Origin of the sequence: Caloramator sp. mosi_1 (assembly GCF_028622835.1) — a bacterium.
Taxonomy (GTDB): Bacteria; Bacillota; Clostridia; order Clostridiales; family Caloramatoraceae; genus Thermobrachium.
Map to the genome: position 1 here is coordinate 100,837 of NZ_CP117677.1, position 19,569 is coordinate 120,405.

13 protein-coding genes and 10 pseudogenes are annotated in these 19,569 nt (G+C 32.5%); 3 read left to right on the plus strand and 20 right to left on the minus strand.

The features are described 5' to 3' along the window. Positions 1 to 61: 61 nt before the first annotated feature. Both PL321_RS00710 and PL321_RS00715 read right to left on the minus strand, forming a co-directional pair. Positions 62 to 367 carry a glycosyl hydrolase family 65 protein gene (locus PL321_RS00710; protein WP_443110712.1) on the minus strand — a complete coding sequence of 102 codons (306 nt, stop codon included), beginning with the start codon at positions 365 to 367 and terminating at the stop codon, positions 62 to 64. Further along, positions 350 to 2,334 (minus strand): annotated as a pseudogene (locus PL321_RS00715) (glycoside hydrolase family 65 protein); the annotation flags it as partial. The pseudogene PL321_RS00715 and the gene PL321_RS00710, both read right to left, overlap by 18 nt. A gap of 285 nt (positions 2,335 to 2,619) precedes the next feature. Between PL321_RS00715 and pgmB the strand changes: the two are divergent. Beyond that, complete coding sequence (gene pgmB / locus PL321_RS00720) at positions 2,620 to 3,261, plus strand: beta-phosphoglucomutase (RefSeq protein WP_273963131.1); 642 nt, start codon at positions 2,620 to 2,622, stop codon at positions 3,259 to 3,261. A 48-nt stretch (positions 3,262 to 3,309) separates the two neighbouring features. Here the strand turns inward: pgmB and PL321_RS00725 are convergent, their stop codons facing one another. From PL321_RS00725 to PL321_RS00765, 9 genes and pseudogenes are all read right to left on the minus strand, one after another. Further along, positions 3,310 to 4,683 (minus strand): EamA family transporter, encoded by a 1,374-nt coding sequence (locus PL321_RS00725; RefSeq protein WP_273964322.1) that lies wholly within the window; start codon positions 4,681 to 4,683, stop codon positions 3,310 to 3,312. A gap of 135 nt (positions 4,684 to 4,818) precedes the next feature. Next, a complete protein-coding gene (locus tag PL321_RS00730) occupies positions 4,819 to 5,016 on the minus strand; it encodes a 4Fe-4S cluster-binding domain-containing protein (RefSeq protein WP_273963132.1) in 198 nt (65 codons plus the stop codon). Further along, positions 5,013 to 6,493, minus strand: a pseudogene (locus PL321_RS20650) (YjjI family glycine radical enzyme). Before PL321_RS20650 ends, PL321_RS00730 begins: the two are co-directional and overlap by 4 nt. Before the next feature lie 97 nt (positions 6,494 to 6,590). Beyond that, positions 6,591 to 7,490, minus strand: a complete 900-nt coding sequence (locus tag PL321_RS00745; RefSeq protein WP_273963135.1) for a D-alanine--D-alanine ligase — start codon at positions 7,488 to 7,490, stop codon at positions 6,591 to 6,593. Next, positions 7,487 to 8,925 (minus strand): annotated as a pseudogene (pdxR, locus tag PL321_RS00750) (MocR-like pyridoxine biosynthesis transcription factor PdxR). The gene PL321_RS00745 and the pseudogene pdxR overlap by 4 nt, the downstream one beginning before the upstream one ends. A 62-nt stretch (positions 8,926 to 8,987) precedes the next feature. Further along, on the minus strand, positions 8,988 to 9,464 hold the full coding sequence (locus tag PL321_RS19335; RefSeq protein ID WP_337960909.1) for a Na+/H+ antiporter NhaC family protein: 477 nt from the start codon (positions 9,462 to 9,464) through the stop codon (positions 8,988 to 8,990). Beyond that, positions 9,419 to 10,426, minus strand: coding sequence for a Na+/H+ antiporter NhaC (gene nhaC / locus PL321_RS00755; protein WP_337960910.1), 1,008 nt, complete (start codon positions 10,424 to 10,426; stop codon positions 9,419 to 9,421). The genes PL321_RS19335 and nhaC overlap by 46 nt, the downstream gene beginning before the upstream one ends. A gap of 370 nt (positions 10,427 to 10,796) precedes the next feature. Continuing rightward, positions 10,797 to 11,850 (minus strand): annotated as a pseudogene (tnpB, locus tag PL321_RS00760) (IS200/IS605 family element RNA-guided endonuclease TnpB). Between the two features lie 65 nt (positions 11,851 to 11,915). Further along, a pseudogene (locus PL321_RS00765) lies at positions 11,916 to 12,017 on the minus strand (transposase); the annotation flags it as partial. A 235-nt stretch (positions 12,018 to 12,252) separates the two neighbouring features. Here PL321_RS00765 and PL321_RS00770 point away from each other — a divergent pair. Further along, positions 12,253 to 12,444 carry a DUF378 domain-containing protein gene (locus PL321_RS00770; protein ID WP_273963136.1) on the plus strand — a complete coding sequence of 64 codons (192 nt, stop codon included), beginning with the start codon at positions 12,253 to 12,255 and terminating at the stop codon, positions 12,442 to 12,444. Positions 12,445 to 12,567: 123 nt separating this feature from the next. On the opposite strand, the pseudogene pyrE reads toward PL321_RS00770, so the two are convergent. From pyrE to PL321_RS00810, 8 genes and pseudogenes are all read right to left on the minus strand, one after another. Beyond that, positions 12,568 to 13,115 (minus strand): annotated as a pseudogene (gene pyrE, locus PL321_RS00775) (orotate phosphoribosyltransferase). A gap of 10 nt (positions 13,116 to 13,125) precedes the next feature. After that, a pseudogene (locus tag PL321_RS00780) lies at positions 13,126 to 14,020 on the minus strand (dihydroorotate dehydrogenase). Positions 14,021 to 14,056: 36 nt separating this feature from the next. Beyond that, entirely contained in the window at positions 14,057 to 14,743 is a 687-nt protein-coding gene (locus tag PL321_RS00785; protein WP_443110681.1) for a dihydroorotate dehydrogenase electron transfer subunit, read from the minus strand. Continuing rightward, a pseudogene (gene pyrF, locus PL321_RS00790) lies at positions 14,733 to 15,584 on the minus strand (orotidine-5'-phosphate decarboxylase). The gene PL321_RS00785 and the pseudogene pyrF overlap by 11 nt, the downstream one beginning before the upstream one ends. Next, positions 15,562 to 16,771: pseudogene (locus PL321_RS00795) on the minus strand (dihydroorotase). Before PL321_RS00795 ends, pyrF begins: the two co-directional pseudogenes overlap by 23 nt. 1 nt (position 16,772) lies before the next feature. Continuing rightward, positions 16,773 to 17,204: an aspartate carbamoyltransferase regulatory subunit gene (locus PL321_RS00800; RefSeq protein ID WP_273963137.1), complete on the minus strand. Its 432-nt coding sequence runs from the start codon at positions 17,202 to 17,204 to the stop codon at positions 16,773 to 16,775. 1 nt (position 17,205) lies between these two features. Then, positions 17,206 to 18,126, minus strand: a pseudogene (gene pyrB / locus PL321_RS00805) (aspartate carbamoyltransferase). 178 nt (positions 18,127 to 18,304) lie between these two features. Then, a complete protein-coding gene (locus PL321_RS00810; protein WP_273963138.1) occupies positions 18,305 to 18,466 on the minus strand; it encodes a hypothetical protein in 162 nt (53 codons plus the stop codon). A gap of 438 nt (positions 18,467 to 18,904) precedes the next feature. Between PL321_RS00810 and PL321_RS00815 the strand changes: the two genes are divergently transcribed. Next, on the plus strand, positions 18,905 to 19,099 hold the full coding sequence (locus PL321_RS00815) for a DUF378 domain-containing protein (RefSeq protein WP_273963139.1): 195 nt from the start codon (positions 18,905 to 18,907) through the stop codon (positions 19,097 to 19,099). Positions 19,100 to 19,120: 21 nt separating this feature from the next. Here PL321_RS00815 and PL321_RS00820 read toward each other — a convergent pair whose 3' ends face one another. Next, positions 19,121 to 19,516, minus strand: coding sequence for a hypothetical protein (locus tag PL321_RS00820; protein ID WP_273963140.1), 396 nt, complete (start codon positions 19,514 to 19,516; stop codon positions 19,121 to 19,123). Positions 19,517 to 19,569: the final 53 nt, after the last annotated feature.

Here is a 19,569-nt window from a genome sequence, read left to right on the forward strand (position 1 = left end):
CTATAATATTATTTCTGTAAGCACCCTTCAAGTTGTACTATAGGCTATGCTTATCTTGAAACTACAATTTTTCTTCAGCTTTAATGCTATATACTTTACCATATACCTTTACATCTATATCCTTCTTGGATGTAATGCTTACATTTTTCTTATCTACAGTAACATCAACCTTTGAACCTCTCCAATTTATTGTATAGGTAAATTCATCCCAAACCTCTGGTATCCAAGGGTTGAAGTTTGGAATTTCATTTTCATCGACACTAAATCCACCAAATCCAAAAACTGCACTTTGCCAAGAGCCGCCTGTAGATGCTGCGTGAAGACCGTGTCCTGCATTTCCTTGATTATCTTCAAGGTCTGTTAATATTGTCTTTAAGAAATATTTATATGAATTTTGCGTATCTCCAACAGTAAGTCCCATTATTGAATACATCGAAGGACTAAGGGACGACTTATGCATAGTTCTTTTTCGTAGTATTCATAGTTTATCTTCTTTGACTCTAAGTCAAATTCTTCCCCTAAAATAAGCATTAACATAATAACATCTGGCTGTTTTATAAGTTGTGTATCGTGTAGCTTATGACCTTTTAAATCTGGCCATACTGGCATACCATTTTCATCGTGTTCTGTTATTGGAATATCTACTAAATCAAAGTATCCTTCAAACTGTTCAATTAACTTACCATCCTTAGCCATCGGTATATATATTTTGTTTAACTTTTCTTCCCATTCTCCAAAATCAACATCCGAAATACCTAATTGATTGCAAAGCATCTCATACTTTGTTCTATTCTTTTCCTTTAACCAATCCTTTATTTCAAGAGCCTTTTTCATATTCCACTTTGCAAGATAGTTTGTATATACATTATTATTAACGTGTTCGTGGAACTCATCTGGCCCAATTACTCTGTTTATTTCATATCTATCAAATTCTTTGTTGTACTCTAATCTACTGTTCCAGAACTTTGAAGTATCAAGAAGTATTTCCGCTCCATAGTTGATTAAAAATTCTTCATCCTTTGTTGCCCTAAAGTACTCCCAAATAGCAAAGGCTATATCTGAGTTTATATGGTACTCCTCATCGCCTGTCCATATTCTAACAGGATTTCCGTCATAATCAACTCCCCACTTTGGAGTTACCTCCATACCATCATCTGCTGACTCCCAAGGGAACTGTGCTCCCTTAAAACCGTTTATTTGTGCGTTTCTTCTCGCACCATCTAAGGTATTATATCTATACATTAAAAGTGATTTTGCAACTTCAGGATTTGTATAGACAAAGAAGGGTAGCATAAAAATTTCTGTATCCCAAAATACGTGTCCTTTATAACCTTCACCGTGTAGGGCCTTAGCTGCAATACTAACCCTTTCATCTCCAGCATAAGCAGATGAAGAAAGTTGATACATATTAAATCTAATTCCTATTTGTGCAGTATCATCACCCTTTATCTTTATATCCATACCTTCCCATATTTTTCCCCAAACATTTGAATGATTATCCTTTTCATTTTCATATCCAAAATTTATAAATTCTCTAAGTTCCCTTTCAACAACTGATAAAAGTTCTTCCTTTGTATCCCTTGAAGTATAAGTCACACCATACTTATATACTGTGTATTCCTTGCCTTCTTCAGCGTAAAACTCATAAAGTTCTCTAACATTTTCACCAAGTTTTGCATATCTTCTTGTTTTAAACACATTACCATTTTCATCCTCTGATATAACTGATGTTGCTTCAACTACTTCAATTTTGTTATCAAAAGTTCTTGTCTTTAATGCTATTCCAGGTTTTAAATCTGCTGCCTCTATTACCTCAAAATGCTTTGTAAGATTTGCTGGGTCTAACGTACTATTAACTACTGTTCCATCAATTATATTTTCAACAAATATTTTTGATTTAAAATTTACTGGTGTTATGCTGTATTTAGCTGCCCACCTATGAACATTGCTTCTACTTACAAATCTTTCTGTTTTTATTTCAACAACTCTTCCACTTTTAAGTTCTACCTTATACTTTGAGTACAAGATTCCATTTTTCATATCAAGTCTTCTATTAAAATCCAATAGGGTTGCACTGTCTATATCAATTAACTCTCCATCTGCATAAATGTTAAACACAAGTGGGTCTTGACAATTTACTATTTCCGTTACCTGTGCAGTGTTTTTATCAAAAACTCCAGCAATAAAATTTCCCTTCTCACCTATTTTAGAAAACTCTATTGCTCCCCTTAAACCTCTATAACCATTTGCTAAGGTAAATATTGTTTCATACTTTCTATTCTGAGATGAGTTATATTCATTTATTTCTACATTCCACACTCTGTCCATTTTCATCCTCCTGTTTCGGAAACGTTTTTGTTTAATTTTATTATAGAATATTCCAAAAACGTTTTCAATAGTTTTTGCAAAAATTTTTTTAACTTTTTTACTCCCATTATCTCTTGAATTTTAAATAATTCTATACTAATAATATTTTGAATTTATTGTTTTTTACTTTTTTATCAAATTTAAATACTATTTCAAACAACTTATTTAATAATTTTTGTTGAAAATATACTTTATTTACGAAATCGTTTTTGTTATAATCAGAATAGGTTGTATAAAAGGAGGCTGTTGATTATGATTAAGGGATGTATATTTGACTTAGATGGAGTTATTGTTGATACAGCAAAATATCACTATCTTGCTTGGAAGAGACTTGCTAATGAGCTTGGATTTGAATTTACTGAAGAGGATAACGAAAGACTAAAGGGAGTTAGTAGAATGAAATCCCTTGAGATTTTACTTGAAATTGGAAATAAAGATTTTGATGAAGAGACAAAAATAGAACTTGCTGAAAAGAAAAATGGTTGGTATGTAGAATACATATCTAAAATGGATGAAAGTGAAATATTAGATGGAGTTAAAGAGTTTCTAACAGAACTTAGAGAAAAGGGTATAAAAATTTCTTTAGGTTCAGTTAGTAAAAATGCAATGACTATACTTAAAAATATAAATCTTCTTCCATATTTTGATGCAGTAATCGATGGAACAAAGGTTACAAATGCAAAACCAGACCCAGAAGTATTTTTAAAGGCCGCTGAAGAATTAGGATTAAAACCTGAGGAGTGCTGTGTTTTTGAAGATGCTGTTGCAGGCATTGAGGCTGCAAGACGTGCAAATATGAAGGTTATAGGTGTCGGTTCTCCAGAAATTTTAGGAAGTGCTGACAAAGTTATAGATGGATTTAAAGGAATTACTATTGACATACTAAATTTATAAAAATAAAAGGATAAGTACCTGCTCCCCTTCGACTTATCCTTTTATTTTTTAACTCTTCTTTAAATATATTATGCTTAATACAACAACTACTATACCAAATACTTGAATTAGAGAAAGTGTCTCCTTTAAAAACAAAAATCCTAATATAGCTGAAGATGGTATTTCAAGTGTACTTATAATTGATGTACTAACTGGACCTATGTGTTTTATAGCTGCATATAGTAGCGTTAATGGAATTATTTCACAAAACAAAGCCAAATTGAGTGCATTTTTTATTGAAACTAAATCTACATAGGGCAGCTTAAAAATAAATCTATAGTTAAAAATAAAAAGTACAAATAGCGAAAACATCGTTGTATAAAAGGTTATTACAAGTTCCTCCACATCTTCAACAAATTCTTCTGCATAGATGTTCATAGCTGAATAAAAAACAGCAGATAAAACTCCATAGACTATACCTTGATATACTCCTTTATTTAACTCAATATTAAATAGGTTTAATACAAGTATGCTGCCTATAAAAGCTAAAATAATGGAAACTACTTTTTTATACCCTATCCTCTGTTTTTTAAATAAAGATGTATATATTGCAACCATAGATGGATATGTATAAAGAAGTAGAGTCGCCTCTGCTGCAGTTAAATATTTGAAGGATGTGTAGAAAAATACAGTCATAAGAGTATTAAATACAGCCCCTTGTAGCAATAATTTTTTAAACAATGTTTTATTCAGTTTTATGGAGTTTTTATATCTAACTAAACAGATTAAAAATAAAATAATTCCAGCAATAATATACTGGAGCATCAAAAGGTCTACAGGTGAAAAGTTACTACTATAACCTTCTTTAACAAAAATACCGGCTGAACCAAAAGTACAGCCGAGATTACTGCATATATAAACCCTCTTGTCTTCATAAACATCAATCCTTTTTATTAGTCTATCCTTTAATATTGTATAAACTTCGTCATATATTATACCATACTTTTCTCTACTAAAGGGTAGCATATCCTTTAAATGTGTCTTTACTCCAAGTGGCCTAAAGGGTATTAAAACTAATCTTGTATAATCATTCAAAGAATATAAAAGATTTGCTAATTTCTTTACCTGTTCTATGCTGTCATTGTAGCCTTCTATCAAAACATACCTAACTTCATACAAAAGTTCTGTTTTTGATAGTATATTTAAATTTTTAATTACAACTTCATTTGAAACACCCGTAAGCATTTTGTGGACATCATCCTCCACTGCCTTTATATCCAACATAAAACCATCAACAAGTGGTATTAGTTTTTTTAAATCTTCTTCTTTAATTAAACCGTTTGTATCTATAAAGGCTGTAAGACTACTCTTTCTTTTTACTTTTTCTATAACCTCAACAATAAAATCTGTTTGCAGTGTGCACTCTCCACCTGAAAAGGTTATTCCATCTAAAAAATCTCATAGTCAAGTACTAATTTAACAAGTTCATCCGATTCCATTTCAAAATACTTAGGAGATGAAAAGTATCTGCATACCTTAATACATTTATCGCATCCTATGCATTTTCTTTGATATATTTTATCTTTTTATTTTCTTTTTTAGAGCACCCTTTTCACAGTAATAAACACACTCTCCACAAACTGTGCACAATCTTTGAGTTTCAGGATTGTGACAATAAAGGCAGGCCATATTGCATCCCTGCATAAATATGGCCATTCTGTTCCCTGGTCCATCTATAAAACTGTTTTCAATAATTCTATTTATAAATCCCTTCATTCAACTTCTCTAACCCTTCTATCTAATGTTTTATTGTTCTTTATGCTCTCTGCACCAAGCTTTACAGTATCCTCACGCAATGCTTCGCCACGATAATATTTTTCAACATCAGTTCTTTTTACCAAATATCCTGTTATTCTTATAAGTTCAGAATCACTTGTATTAAGAGCAAAAACCTTTATTCCGCTTTGCATTGCTGCATCTATTATTTTCATAACACCGTCAATATTTTGCTTTGCTGTTTTATCAAATACGTATATATCACTAACACCTGTGTTGAAATATTTATGAAGTCTTCCCTCTGTTTTAATTTGTTTATATATACTTGGTTCATCACCTATTTTAATCCTTACCCCTGCTGTAACATCTATGTCTGAATCTATACCCGATTGAGCGTGGAATCCTATTTTACCATTTGTCCCAAAACAACCGTATCCCTCAATACTATCTATAACCTGCTTTATCTTATCTAAAATTTCTTCTCCATATTTTGTTGCCTCTTCATCTTGACCAAGTTCTAATCCAGTTAAAAGCTCAATACATTCATATAGTCCAAATATGCCTGCCATTGAGGTAAAATTATTTATATCTATAAGCCCTTCTCTTGAAAGGAAGGAGGTTTCAAAACTTTGCTTCTTCAACTATAAACCTTGCCCTTGCATTTATAACTTCACAAAGAGAATCAACTACATTTGGAAGTACATTTTCAATAAAATCCTTATAATTCTTTGCCTCCTGTGCTGCCTTCTTAAGGTTTAATCTAACTAAAGTATAGCTACCGCCGCCTATCTTAAGGGTATTGTAGCAGCTTGCAACTCCATAGTTTTCCCCAATATAGCCTTAATTTCTTGATGATTTACAAAATAGGGCTTACCTATCTCAAGTGCAACCTCTGCTGCAAACTTTGCAAAATCTCTTGAAGTCTCATCCTTTGAATATTTTAATGAAATATTTGGTACAGCCTTTTAAGTTCTCTCTCAACTTCTAAGATAATTCTTGCTGCCTTTGTTTCTTTTGGCCCTATATTCATATGAACAAAGGCATCTGGCAGTGTCTTTTCTATATTTACAAGAAGCATCTTTATAAGTTTTCTTGCTTCCTCTTTCGAAACTGTATCTATAAAGTTTTCAAGAATGTAGTCTAATTGTCCAACATACACAGGATATCCTGTTATAGAAGGTACAAATTGATATATAACCATAAGTGCATTAACTGCATCATATAAGTCCTTAGGAGGTTCTATTCCTAAATATTCACTTCCATTTTTCATATATTTCTCATAGTCTGGAAGTATATATCTTGGTCTGTAGGGAGCGTGGCCTTCAAATATATCACAAAGTATTCCCTTCTTTAAGTGCTTTTCTGTTTTTACACTTAGATTAACATAACTTAAAGTATTCTCTGCCGCCTGTGCTAATAGGTGCTTTTTCTCTTTATAGTCGATGTTAGTGTTTGATATAATTTCAAAAACATTCATAATATCACCTCAATTTTAGTATAACACAGCTATAAGATTTATAAAAGAAAATAGGGAAATTAAAAGCATATAAAACCTTCAATTCCCTATTTTCTTTTTATCTATTATTTTTGATTGACTTTTCAATTATATTATCTAAAAGCTGTGAAAAGCTTATCCCTGCTGCCTTTGCACTCTTAGGGAATAGGCTATTTTTAGTCATACCAGGAAGTGTATTTACCTCTAATATATATGGCACACCCTCTTTAATTATCATATCTACCCTTGCATATACCCTGCACTTTAGAAGTTCATAGGTTTTAACTGCCATATATTGTATCTTCTCTTGAAGCTCCCCTTCAAACTCAACAACAAATTCATCAGCTCCACCGTCGGCATACTTTGAAGTATAGTCAAAGAAGGCTGACTTTGGTTTTATGGCAATTATTGGCAGCATCTTGCCATCAAGTATTGGGCAAGTTATTTCATCACCCTTTATATATTCTTCTATCATAACTTCTGTATCAAACTTTAATGCCTCTTTAACTGCTTCTGTTAGTTCTTCATCATTTTTAACTATGGTAGTTGCTACACTTGAACCACCAGAATTTGGTTTTACAACAAGTGGATATCCCATTTTGTTAACCTTTTCCATATCAAAATCAAGACTATTTGCAATTATCCAGTCTGCTGTATTTAATCCTCCAAATTTTAATATTCTCTTTGTCATATCTTTATCCATACAAATTGCACTTGATAATACTCCACAGCCTGAATATGGAATATTTAATGTTTCAAGCACACCTTGTACTGTTCCATCTTCTCCAAAGTGTCCGTGAAGTGCAATAAAGGCAAAATCTATTCCCTTAACCTTTTCAATTAGCTCTTGTTTTGTATCGATTTGAATTGCTACAACTTCGTATTTTGACTTATCAAGATTATTTACTATTTCCATTCCTGTTTTAAGTGATATTTCTCTTTCTGTAGATATTCCACCCATTATTACTCCAATTTTCATTCTAATCCCTCCAAATTCTTTACTACGTCTCCTATTATTTTAAAACCTCTCTCAATTTCCTCATTTGTAACCCTTGATATACCAAGCCTTAAAGTATTCTTTCCCCTATCATCAATATAAAAACTTCACCTGGTGTAAAAATAACCCCTTGTTTTAAGCATTCCTTTAATACATCCCTTGCAGAAGCTTTATTTAACTCTAAAAACAGATGAAGTCCTCCTTCGCCTAACACTCTTCTATAGGGTATATACTTATTTACACATTCAAGTGCCCATTCAAACTTATCTCTATATATCCTTTTCACTTTATTTATATACTTCTCTAAATTACCTCCATTTAAATACTCATATAAAATTGCCTGGTCTAAAAGGATGTGTGTATATTTAAACTTCTTTTTAAACTTTCGATATAGTTTATCAAAACCTCATCTGCTAAAATCCAGCCTATCCTTAAGCCTGGAAACAAAACCTTTGAAAAACTGCTTATATAGACTATGCTATTTCCATCATCCAAGGCTGCAAGTGGCAAAATATGAGAACTATAATACCTTAACTCTTCATTAAAACCATCTTCTATTATTGGGATTTTATACTTCTTAGCTATATCAAGTATTTTAAGCCTATTTTCAGGTGAAAAACAACTCCAGTAGGGTTGTGGTATGATGGGGTTACATATAAAAGTTTTGGATTATGTGATAACATCTTCTCCTTAAGAGAATCTGTGTTAAGTCCCCCTTCTTCAATATCAACTGGCACTAATTTTATACCCTTTAGCCTCATTGCATTTATAGCTGTATTATGGGTAGGATTTTCACAAAGTATTTCATCCTTTTCACTGCATATAGCACTTAAAACTAAATTCAAAGCTTCTGTATATCCATTGGTAATTAATATATCCTTCCCTTTTAGGTTTATCCCTTTTAGCTTTAAATACTTTTTGATTTCATCAATCAAAGGCCTATAACCCCTTGCATAACCATAGTTTAAAATTTTGCCTTCCTCTAAGGAAATTCTACTTAAAAAGCTCTTTTAAGTTCATCAACATCAAAAGATTTGGGTCTGGTGAAATGCTCTTAAAGGAAATCATTCCCTCTCCCACTTTGGTTCACTTTTTGTTATATCTATCTTGTCTGCTAAAGTTGCTAATTTAGTTATCTTCTCTATCCATTCAATGTTGAAGGCTGTCTTTTGTGTATTTTGTATCCTTGATACAAAATATCCCTTTGCTTTTTTTGATAGATAAATCCCTCATCCTCTAAATAGTTATATGCCTCTATAATTGTATTTCTTGAAACCCTAAGCATTTTTGAAAGTTCCCTTGTAGATGGTAGCCTTGTATCTGCCTGTATCATTCCCTTTAATATTATTTCCTTTAAATAGTCTTTAACTTGAAGATAATAGGGTTTATCATCATTTAATCGAAAATCATCAAACATACTACATCACCTAATTATATTGTGGCACATTTAAAACAAAAATAAAGAACCACAGGATTGTTTTATAAAAAATCCTGTGGTCTTAATATTATACTGTTACTATTTCTGTTCTCTGTTTTTGTATCATCAATCTTCTCCATAGTTATACCTGTATATCCATATATTATAGAGATTACTGGATTAATTAGGTTTAGGAACGCAAATGGTAGGTAAGCAAATGGATGTACTCCTAATGTGCTATGCATAAAACCTCCACAGGTATTCCAAGGTATAAGAGGTGATGAAAGTGTTCCTGCATCCTCTAAGCACCTTGATAAATTCTTTGGATGAAGTCCCTTTCTATCAAATGCATTTTTATACATTCTTCCAGGAACAACTATTGATAGATACTGGTCACCTGCAACAAAGTTTGTAAATATACAAGATATTATTGTAACTAAAACAAGTGAACCTGTACTATCTGAGAAGGAAAGTAGTCCTTCTGCAAGTACCTCTAAAAACCTGCCTTTTCCATTATTCCACCAAAGGTCATAGCACATAGAATAAGTGATACTGTATACATCATACTTTGCAGACCACCACGTGAAAGTAGGTTGTCAACTACTTCAAAGCCTGTCTCTGATACATATCCATCATTTAATACATTAACAATTGTTCCAATTGACTGGTGTTGGAATATTGCTGCAAATACTGCACCAAGTATTGTTCCCATTAAAAGTCCTGGTATTGCTGGTACCTTTTTAACAACCATTATTATAACTACAATTGGTGGTATTAGTAGCCATAAACTTATTGAGAAGTTACTTGATAGTGTATCAAGTATTTGATTTATTTTTTCATAATCAAGTGATTTTCCAGCATACTTTACACCTATAATTCCATATAGGACTAAAGCTATAAGTAAGCTTGGTCCTGTTGTATATATCATATGTCTAACGTGGTCAAATAAAGTTGAGCCTGCCATTGCTGGTGCAAGATTTGTTGTATCTGATAGGGGTGACATCTTATCTCCAAAGTATGCACCTGATATTATTGCACCTGCTACAATGGGTAGAGGAATTCCAAGTCCTTGTCCTACTCCAAGAAGAGCAATACCTACTGTACCTGCTGTTGTCCAAGAACTACCTGTCGCAAGAGAAACTATACAACATATAATACAAGTTGCTACAAGGAATATCCCTGGTGATAAAATCTTTAGACCATAGTATATCATAGCTGGTACTGTACCTGATAAAATCCAAGAACCTATTACTGTTCCAATTATCATAAGTATTATAATTGCCTGCATTGACATTGAAATAGTATCTATAATTCCTTTTTCTATGTCTTGCCACTTATAGCCAATCTTAAACGCCATAAGTGCTGCCACAACTGCTGCAAATATTAGTGGAATATGAGGACTACCCTTAAATTTAATAATCGTAACTGATAGAAATGCAACTAATGCTATGATTGGTATTATTGCCTCCCAAACAGCAGGCTTTCTTGGTACGTTTGACATAATTTAACCCCCATCCTTTCAATTTTATTTTTATTTAATTTTAACATCCTAACTTTTTAATATCAAGAATTTTTAAAATATTCTTAATATTTTAAAGTTCGACCTGATGCGACAGTTATTTTGAAAATAATTTTGCACACTTTATAGTTTAATATTTTAGCATACTAAACTAAACATTTAAGATTATACTATTATTTTTATAATTATGCAATATGATTTATGTTTTTTCTTTTACAATTTCTAAATATTTTATGATAAACAACTTTGTAGAACTACCCCCACCTATAGAGGTGGTGGCTTCGTGGTCAAGATAGCTTCTGCTACCAGATTATCCACGCTCAAAGGGCTGTTCCATCCCCAGTTTTACCATCTAAATAGCTAATTTTAGCAAATTTTTGACGCATTTATATCTCTGTCATGTATTACACCACAATTAGGACATTTCCATTCTCTTAATGCTAAATTCTTTACATCAGGGTTTTTATATCCACACTCTGAACATATTTGACTTGATGCATAGTTTTGTGGTGCTATTATTACTTCTCTACCATACCACTTTGCCTTATATTCTAACATACTTCTAAACTCTGACCATGATACCTCACTTATCGCCTTTGCTAAATGTCTATTTTGTTGCATATTCTTTACCTTCAAGTCCTCTAAAACTATAACTTGGTTTTCGTTTATAATTTTAGAAGATACCTTATGAAGAAAGTCTTTTCTTTGATTTGCTATTTTTTCATATAGTTTTGCAAGGTGTAACCTTGTTTTTTCATAGTTTTTGCTATATTTTTGTTTCCTGCATAAATCTCTTTGGAGTTTCTTTATTCTCTTTTCTGTTCTTCTTAACCATTTTGGATTTTCTATCTTTGTTCCATTTGATAATACTAAAAATCCTTTAAGCCTAAATCTATTCCTACTTTGTTATCTACTTTAGGCAGTTTCTTTATCTCTGTTTCTACAAGTATTGAAACATAGTATTTACCTGTTGGTGTCTTTGATATTGTTACTGATTTTATTTCACCTTCAAATAATCTATGCTGTTTTACTTTTATCATAGTCTTTAACTTTGGTATTTTTAGATACCCATCTATAAGTGCTACTGTGCCTTTTTGCTTGTTTGTTGTAAAAGATTGATATCCTCTTTTCTTCTTGAATTTTGGGAAACCTACATTTTTGTCTCTAAAAAGTTTTTATATGCCTTTTTTCTAAATTTATCTGTGCATTAGCAAAAGCAAGACTATCTACTTCTTTTAGAAAAGGATATTCTTTTTATACTGTGCAGGTGTATTCTTTAACATTTTTCCTGTTTGTTTGTAATGTTCTATTTTATCGTTAAGCATTTTGTTGTATATAAACCTTACACAACCAAATACTTTAGATAAATATTCCTCTTGCTCTTTTGTTGGATATATCCTATATATGGGCTTTTAACAAAGCTACACCTCCTTCCCTTAGGTATATATATTTTTTGACTACTTCATTAGTTATCTACTATATTATCATCAATAACTTTTCTCCTATATTTCGTTACTAAAACAAGATGATAATATAGCAAGAACACTAAAAGATTATTATTATCCAAATCTATGTATTTATATAACTTCATTTTTCTAATGCATATTTTGTATCTGAATGATGAATTTGTCAAGCGACATTCATCACCCACTTATAGAAGTGGGCGACTTCTGTCACTAATTAGGGTAAAAAGTAGACTATGTCTACTTGTAAAAATAATAGAAATAGCAATAGCTGTTAACATATTAATTCAAATTTATGGTTAATATAATAATATAGGAATTGTTGCTGAATAGGAGGATAAGCTAATGGATAGACACGTTATTGACTTATTATCACTAATTGCTGTAGTTGTAGGAGGTGCAAATTTAGGACTTGCAGCCTTTCTTGAATATGACCCACTTGCCACTATTCTTGGAGGATATGGAACCTACTATACAAAGGTTGCATATATAATAATAGGTGTTGCTTCTCTTTGGACCTTTTATGCATACCTTTAACACCAGGAGAAGAAGAAGCAATAGATAAATGAAAATTTCAAGCCCTATTTAGATTCCTAAATAGGGCCTTTTACAACCTAAATATTTATATTTAAACAGTCTCAGTTTTTTGCTTTGTAAAACTTATTTTCTGCTTCCTGGTTTTATATAAGGGATTTTCTCTCTACATAATGGACAACTTTCTGGGTCAAAGGTTTCTAAATCTATTTTCAAAGCACTATATACAGGATAGCCTACAGCACCTGTCCTTCTATCGACAAGACAAGCTATTCCAACAACCTCTCCTCCACATTCTTTAACAACCTCTGCAACCTCCAAAGAAGATTTTCCTGTAGTAACTACATCCTCAGCTATAAGTACCCTCTCCCCTTTTTTATTTCAAAACCTCTTCTTAGTTTCATAATTCCTTCTTCTCTCTCTGTGAAAATTGCTCTTCTACTGAGCTGTCTTCCTATCTCATAGGCTACTATTATTCCACCCATTGCAGGGCCAACAACAACATCTATATCTAAATCCTTTATCTTTTCCACTACTTTCCTTACAACTCTCTCTGCCTTATCTGGATACATAAGTATCTTAGCACACTGTATATATTTGTTGCTGTGCCTTCCTGACGATAGTAGAAAGTGACCCTCTAATATTGCACCCGTTTCTTTAAATAGTTCTAACATAATACCCCTCCTATATTATTCCTCTAATTTCATCTAATGATTTTATATTCTCTCTTTTCATAAATTCTTCAATTCCTTCTATTATTTCAATAGATGCCCTCTGATTTATAAAATTTGCTGTGCCTACCTGTATGAGATGAGCACCTGCCATTATAAATTCAATAGCGTCCCTATAATCTACAATTCCACCAAGTCCACAAACTGGTACATTTACAGCCTTTGACACTTCATATACCATTCTTAATGCAATTGGCTTTATGGCTGGTCCAGAAAAACCTGCAAATGTGTTATTAAATATAGATTTTCTTCTATATATATCTATTGCCATACCCTTAAAGGTATTAACTAATGATATGGCATCAGCTCCTGCCTCTACACATTTTACAGCCATATCTACAATATCTTCAGCATTAGGTGAAAGTTTTACCATAAGAGGCTTTTACAAGCCCACCTTACTGATTCTACGACCTCCTTTGCGACACTTGATTTTATTCCAAAGTTCATTCCACCCTCCTTTACATTAGGGCAGGATATATTTAACTCAATCATATCTACATCTGTTTTATCTAATTTTTGTGCTCCCTTTATATATTCATCTATTGTTGAACCTCCTAAGTTTGCTATAATTGGAACACCGTATTTTTTCATAGCCTTTAAATAGTTTTCTATAAATTCATCTATTCCAGGATTTTGAAGACCTATACTATTTAATAATCCGCCCCTTACCTCGTGTATCCTTATCCCTTCGTTTCCTTCTTTTTATTTAGTGTAAGTCCCTTTGTAACAATACCTCCCAGCCTTGTTACATCAATTATTCCTTCATACTCAATTCCAAAACCAAAGGTTCCTGATGCAACAAGTACAGGATTTTTAAAATCTATTCCACAAAACTTAACATCAAGCACTGAACACCACATCCGTTCCCTTAAACACTGGTCCATCTACACACACCCTTTTTTACCTTCCTTTGTGCTGCAGGTACAGCCAAGACAGGCACCCACACCACAGGCCATCTTATTTTCCATAAGCACATATACAGGTGTTGCATAAATCTTGCACATTTCTACTACCCTTTTCATCATCATCTCTGGGCCACAGCAAATTACCACGTTGTATTCATAGGGATTAAATATCTCTGTTACATATCCCTTGTAGTAACCTTCAACCCCTTTAGAGGCAACATATATATTGCTACAGTATTTTTTAAACTCATCTAACAGATATGGATTTTTATTAAAACCTGCATAAAGGTCAATCTCTCCATTTAGACCCTTTGCTATATGAAGCATAGGTGCAATTCCTATGCCTCCAGATATAAGAGCTATTTTCCCTTTAAACTTATGTGTATCTAATCCATTTCCAATAGGCCCTAATACCCATATTTTATCTTGGGACTTTAAATTGCTTAATATTTTTGTCCCCCTACCCTTTACCTGATATGCAAAACTTACCACACCATCCTCTACATTATGAACACTTATAGGTCTTGCAAGTATTGGCTCATCCTCCCAAGCCTTTAACATATAAAACTGTCCTGCTTTAACCTCATCATCTATTTTTAAGCTTAATACATATACATCATCATAAACCTTTATATTTGAATATACTAAAACACTTTTATATTCCACTTAAAATCTCCTCCCTCATCCTTAAAACTTCTTTCCTTGCACAATAATCAAAGTTTTTTCATCTTGATATTTCTTATATGCAAGGAGAACTGACCTTGAGGAGTTTACAACTCCACCATTTTTGCCCTTCATAAGCTTTCTTACATCCTCTGAAGTGCCCCCTGTGCCCCATAGCCTGGTATTAAGAAGAAAATGTTTTTATACCTTTCTCTTATATTTAATGCCTCCTTTGTGTCTGTGCACCCTACAACAAATCCAATGCTACTATATCCACAATCTCCTATATATTCTTCAGCCACCTTACTAAACAAATCTCCAACCTCTTCATATACTCTCCTTCCATCTATAAGCCTTTTCATCTGTATATCCTTTGAACCTTTGTTTGACGTTTTTAAAAGAAGAAATATTCCTTTATTATTTTTAATATAACTTAGATATTCATCTATACTGTCTAAACCCATATAGGGATTTAGTGTTATAAAGTCTCCCTCAAAATCACCCTCAAAGTGGGCCTTTGCATACATTCTTGCTGTACTTGAAATATCACTTCGTTTAACATCACATATAGCTATTAACCCCTTCTTTCTAAGATACTGTAGTGTCTTTTTATATACCTTTAAACCCTCTAATCCTAATGCCTCATAATAGGCAATCTGAAGCTTGTAGCAGGAGGCTACATCCTCTGTTGCATCAATTATTCTTTTATTAAATTCAAATAGTGCATTATATTCATCCGTATATCTTTTAAAAACTCATATGGTATATAATCAATTGAGGTGTCAAGTCCTACACATACAGGTCCTTTTTCTTCTACAATTTTATATAACTTGTTTATTATCATTTTCTTCACCTCTTTTATAAACAACTCTTCCTGCCTTTATTGTCATAACCACCTCACCAAATACCTCCATTCCATCAAAGGGCGTGTTTTTCCCTTTAGATACAAATTTTTAGAATCTATTTTATATTTTTTATTTAAATCTACCAAAGTAACATCTCCATCAAATCCAATATCTATCTGACCTTTATTAAATCCAATAAGCCTTGATGGATTTTTAGACATTAGTTTACTTAGAGTTTTTAAATCAATATGTCCACTTTTTACAAGGTGTGTATAGCAAACCGAAAAGGCTGTCTCAAGACCTGAAATACCAGGTGCCCCTTTATCTTATCTTCCTTTGTATGTGGTGCGTGGTCTGTTGCAATTACATCTACATACCCCTTCTCTATGGCATATATCAATCTATCAACATCCTCCTTTTTTCTTACTGGAGGATTTACTTTATAATCATTATCATATAGGGCTATATGGTGTGGAGTTACCTCGCAAGTTACCTTAACGCCCTCCTCCTTTGCCCTAATTACCTCATTTATAGATTCCTTTGTACTAATATGGGCAACGTGAAGAGGTGTTCCTGTAAACTTGGCAAGGGATATATCGCGAATTGTCATTATGTTCTCAGACAGCCTTGTATCAACCTGTGATATATCCTCATCCTCTGCGTGAGAAATTACAGTTATGCCCATATTCTTTGCCTTCATCATAGCCTCCAGCATAACCTTACTTCTCAATACTCCCTTACCATCATCTGAAATAAACCTTGTTGGGAATTTTAATTCATCAAGATGTGATGTGTCTGTACCTTCCATATTCCTTGTGATTGTTACCGTCTGATGTATATCTACCAAATTAATATCCCTTGTTTTTGAAATGACATATCCTAAAACCTCATTTGTCGAACAGGGCGGATTTGTATTTCCCATTAAATTTACCCCTGTATACCCTCCCTTAACTGCAGCTAAACTACCTGTAAATATGTCTTCCTTGTAGGTAAAACCAGGGTCTCTAAAGTGGCAGTGCATATCCACAAAGGAGGGAAGCAGCACAAGGCCCTTCCCATCAACAGTATTACACTCTTTTTTAATATTCGCTCCAACTTCCTTTATTATTCCATTTTCTATATAAACATCAAGCATTTCATCTTTATTAAAATCAACTACTCTTGCGTTTTTTATTAAAATATTCATATTACACCTCCATATTTGAATAGGCCTCATCACAATATATACATCTATATTCTCCTATTTGTTTGTTAACTAAGTAGAATATGTGTTTTATATCAGGCTCTATGGAGGTTACACATCTTGGATTTTTACATTTTATGATGTCAACAACCTCTTCAGGTAGATTAAGTTTTATCTTCTTGGTTATTACTTCATCTTCGATTATGTTTATTGTTATATTTGAGTCGATTAATCCTAAAACCTCATAATTTAAATCAATTATATTTTCAATTTTGATAATATCCTTCTTCTCAAGTTTACTACTCTCTGCATTTTTTATAAGAGCAACATTATAATCTGCCCTATCAAGTCCTAAATATTTAAATATGTGTATTCCAAGACCAGCTTTTATATGGTCAATTACTATTCCATTCTTTATACTGTCTATATTAAGCATTTTATTCCACCCCCAAAAGTTTCATAATAAGTGCCATTCTAACGTACATACCGTACTTTGCCTGTTTAAAATAGCAGGCTCTTTTATCTTCATCTACCTCATAGGCTATTTCATTTACCCTTGGAAGTGGATGCATAATAATCATATCTTCCTTTGCTTTATTTACCTTTTCCCTATCAAGTATATAGCTGTCCTTTAGCCTTAAATACTCTTCTTCGTTAAAAAACCTCTCCCTTTGAATGCGCGTCATATAGAGTATATCTAATTCTCCTATTACTTCTTCAAGCTTTTCCACTTCTATATACTCGATATTATTTTTATCAAGTATCTCTTTTCTAATATAATCTGGTACTCTAAGTTCCTTTGGGGATATTAAAACGAACTTATTGTTTTGATATCTTGATATGGCTTTAATTAAGGAATGAACTGTCCTACCAAATTTCAAATCTCCACAAATCCCAATTGTAAGATTTGAAAATTGGCCCTTAAACACTTTATAGTAAGAAGATCTGTTAAAGTTTGAGTTGGATGTTGGTGACCTCCATCACCAGCATTTATTACAGGAATAGATGAATACATTGATGCAAGCCTTGGTGCACCCTCCTTCGGATGCCTCATTACAGCAATATCTGCATAACAGGAAATAGTTCTTATTGTATCTTTTATGCTTTCTCCCTTTGCAACTGAAGATGAGTTTGGTTCTGAAAAGCCTATTACACTTCCACCAAGCCTTAACATTGCTGCCTCAAAACTAAATCTTGTTCTGGTGCTTGGTTCGTAAAAAGAGTTGCTAATATTTTTCCTCTGCAGACATCTTTAAATCTGTCTTCCTGTTCAATTATTTTTGAGCCAATGATAAAATTTCCTCAAGTTCGCCAACAGTAAAATCCATCGGGTCAATTAGATGCTTTCCCTTTAACATATTATCTCCTCCTTTTAGCCTCACGGGGCTAATTTAAAGGTAATAAAAAGCCTTCCCTTGTGGGAAGGCATAATTCACCCATTGACTTTGTCAACCTTCCCAGCCTCTCTGGACTGTTTTTAAAGGTTTTTATTATAGTAGCATATTTTTTATTTTTAGTCAATCTTTTTAAGCTGTTTTATAGTTTCCTGAACTTTTTCTTTTCATCTTCACTTAAATTATTGTTCTTTAATAACTTCTCTAAGTCTTCAACTATTTTAGGCTTTTCAAGATATTTATCTGCAAAACTCTTAAGTAGTTTTGTCATATCATCTGAATCAAGCTTAACAATCTCCTTCATAAAAGAATCAGGATTTTTCTTGTATTTATTATAGATTATATCTGTATAGATCTGCTTTGCTGTACCTGTTAGATTCTTTCCCTGTTCTATGAATTTATTTAAATTGTTAAAATCTATTAAATCAAAACCTTTGATAATAAATAGTATACTCTCCTGCTTTTCTTTGTCTATCTTTGATAAATCAACATTTTCTGATTTTATTATACCCTTGACATCCTCTAATTTGATGTCTGCAAGTTTGTTTATTGCTTCTATGTCTAAACCTTTATTTTTTCTATGTTTTTATACACAGTCAAAAGCCCAAAAACTAATAGCAAAAATATTATTAAATTGATTATCTTTTTCAAACAATCCACCTCCTAAAAATTATATGTTTAGTAATATTTATATTATACATTAAATATATTTATAGTGTAAGTAATATTAGGAGGTCCTTATATGAATAAGCTCTACAAGGTTGCCTTTGTTTTAGTACTTATCGGTGCAATCAACTGGGGACTTGTTGGATTCTTTGGATTTGACTTAGTTGCTACACTCTTCGGCGGTGCAGAAGCTGTACTATCAAGAGTAATCTATGCACTTGTAGGTATCTCTGGACTTATCCTAATCTATAACAAATTAGCAAAGAAGTAAATATGGGCCAAAGGCCCATATTTACTTCTTTATTTCATCTCCAATACTTATAACTCCGTTCTCTAAAGCCCTTATAAAAACTGCCTTTCTTAAAGGACAATGTGACTTTCCAACCACAAGTTCACATTCCGCAAAACAATCTTTATTCCTTAAAACTAAAAAATCTAAACCGCCTATTTTAAAAGTCTGTCCTTCTCTCAAATCTACTGCCTCATCAAACAGTAAATTGTGTTTAAATCTTTTACTACATAAACCCTTAGGATTTATTTCATCTTTAAAATAAACCACACAATCAAAGACTTCCCTTCCTTTTTTATAGGAATTCTTAATTCCTCCATCCTTTACAACTTCAACTTTATTTTTTAAAACTTCACACCCACTTTTATCCTCATACTTTATTTCTATCAATCTACTCATATTATCACCTAAAAATAAAATATCTGTTTAGTATCGTATCCCATCTGTTTAAA

What these genes read in the sequence shown, in the direction of transcription:
- nhaC (WP_337960910.1), bottom strand. Translation starts at nt 10,426, where the DNA reads ATGTCAAACGTACCAAGAAAGCCTGCTGTTTGGGAGGCAATAATACCA.
- PL321_RS00730 (WP_273963132.1), bottom strand. Translation starts at nt 5,016, where the DNA reads ATGAAGGGATTTATAAATAGAATTATTGAAAACAGTTTTATAGATGGA.
- PL321_RS19335 (WP_337960909.1), bottom strand. Translation starts at nt 9,464, where the DNA reads ATGTGCTATGACCTTTGGTGGAATAATGGAAAAGGCAGGTTTTTAGAG.
- pgmB (WP_273963131.1), top strand. Translation starts at nt 2,620, where the DNA reads ATGATTAAGGGATGTATATTTGACTTAGATGGAGTTATTGTTGATACA.
- PL321_RS00810 (WP_273963138.1), bottom strand. Translation starts at nt 18,466, where the DNA reads ATGAAGGAGATTGTTAAGCTTGATTCAGATGATATGACAAAACTACTT.
- PL321_RS00800 (WP_273963137.1), bottom strand. Translation starts at nt 17,204, where the DNA reads ATGCTTAATATAGACAGTATAAAGAATGGAATAGTAATTGACCATATA.
- PL321_RS00770 (WP_273963136.1), top strand. Translation starts at nt 12,253, where the DNA reads ATGGATAGACACGTTATTGACTTATTATCACTAATTGCTGTAGTTGTA.
- PL321_RS00745 (WP_273963135.1), bottom strand. Translation starts at nt 7,490, where the DNA reads ATGAAAATTGGAGTAATAATGGGTGGAATATCTACAGAAAGAGAAATA.
- PL321_RS00820 (WP_273963140.1), bottom strand. Translation starts at nt 19,516, where the DNA reads ATGAGTAGATTGATAGAAATAAAGTATGAGGATAAAAGTGGGTGTGAA.
- PL321_RS00815 (WP_273963139.1), top strand. Translation starts at nt 18,905, where the DNA reads ATGAATAAGCTCTACAAGGTTGCCTTTGTTTTAGTACTTATCGGTGCA.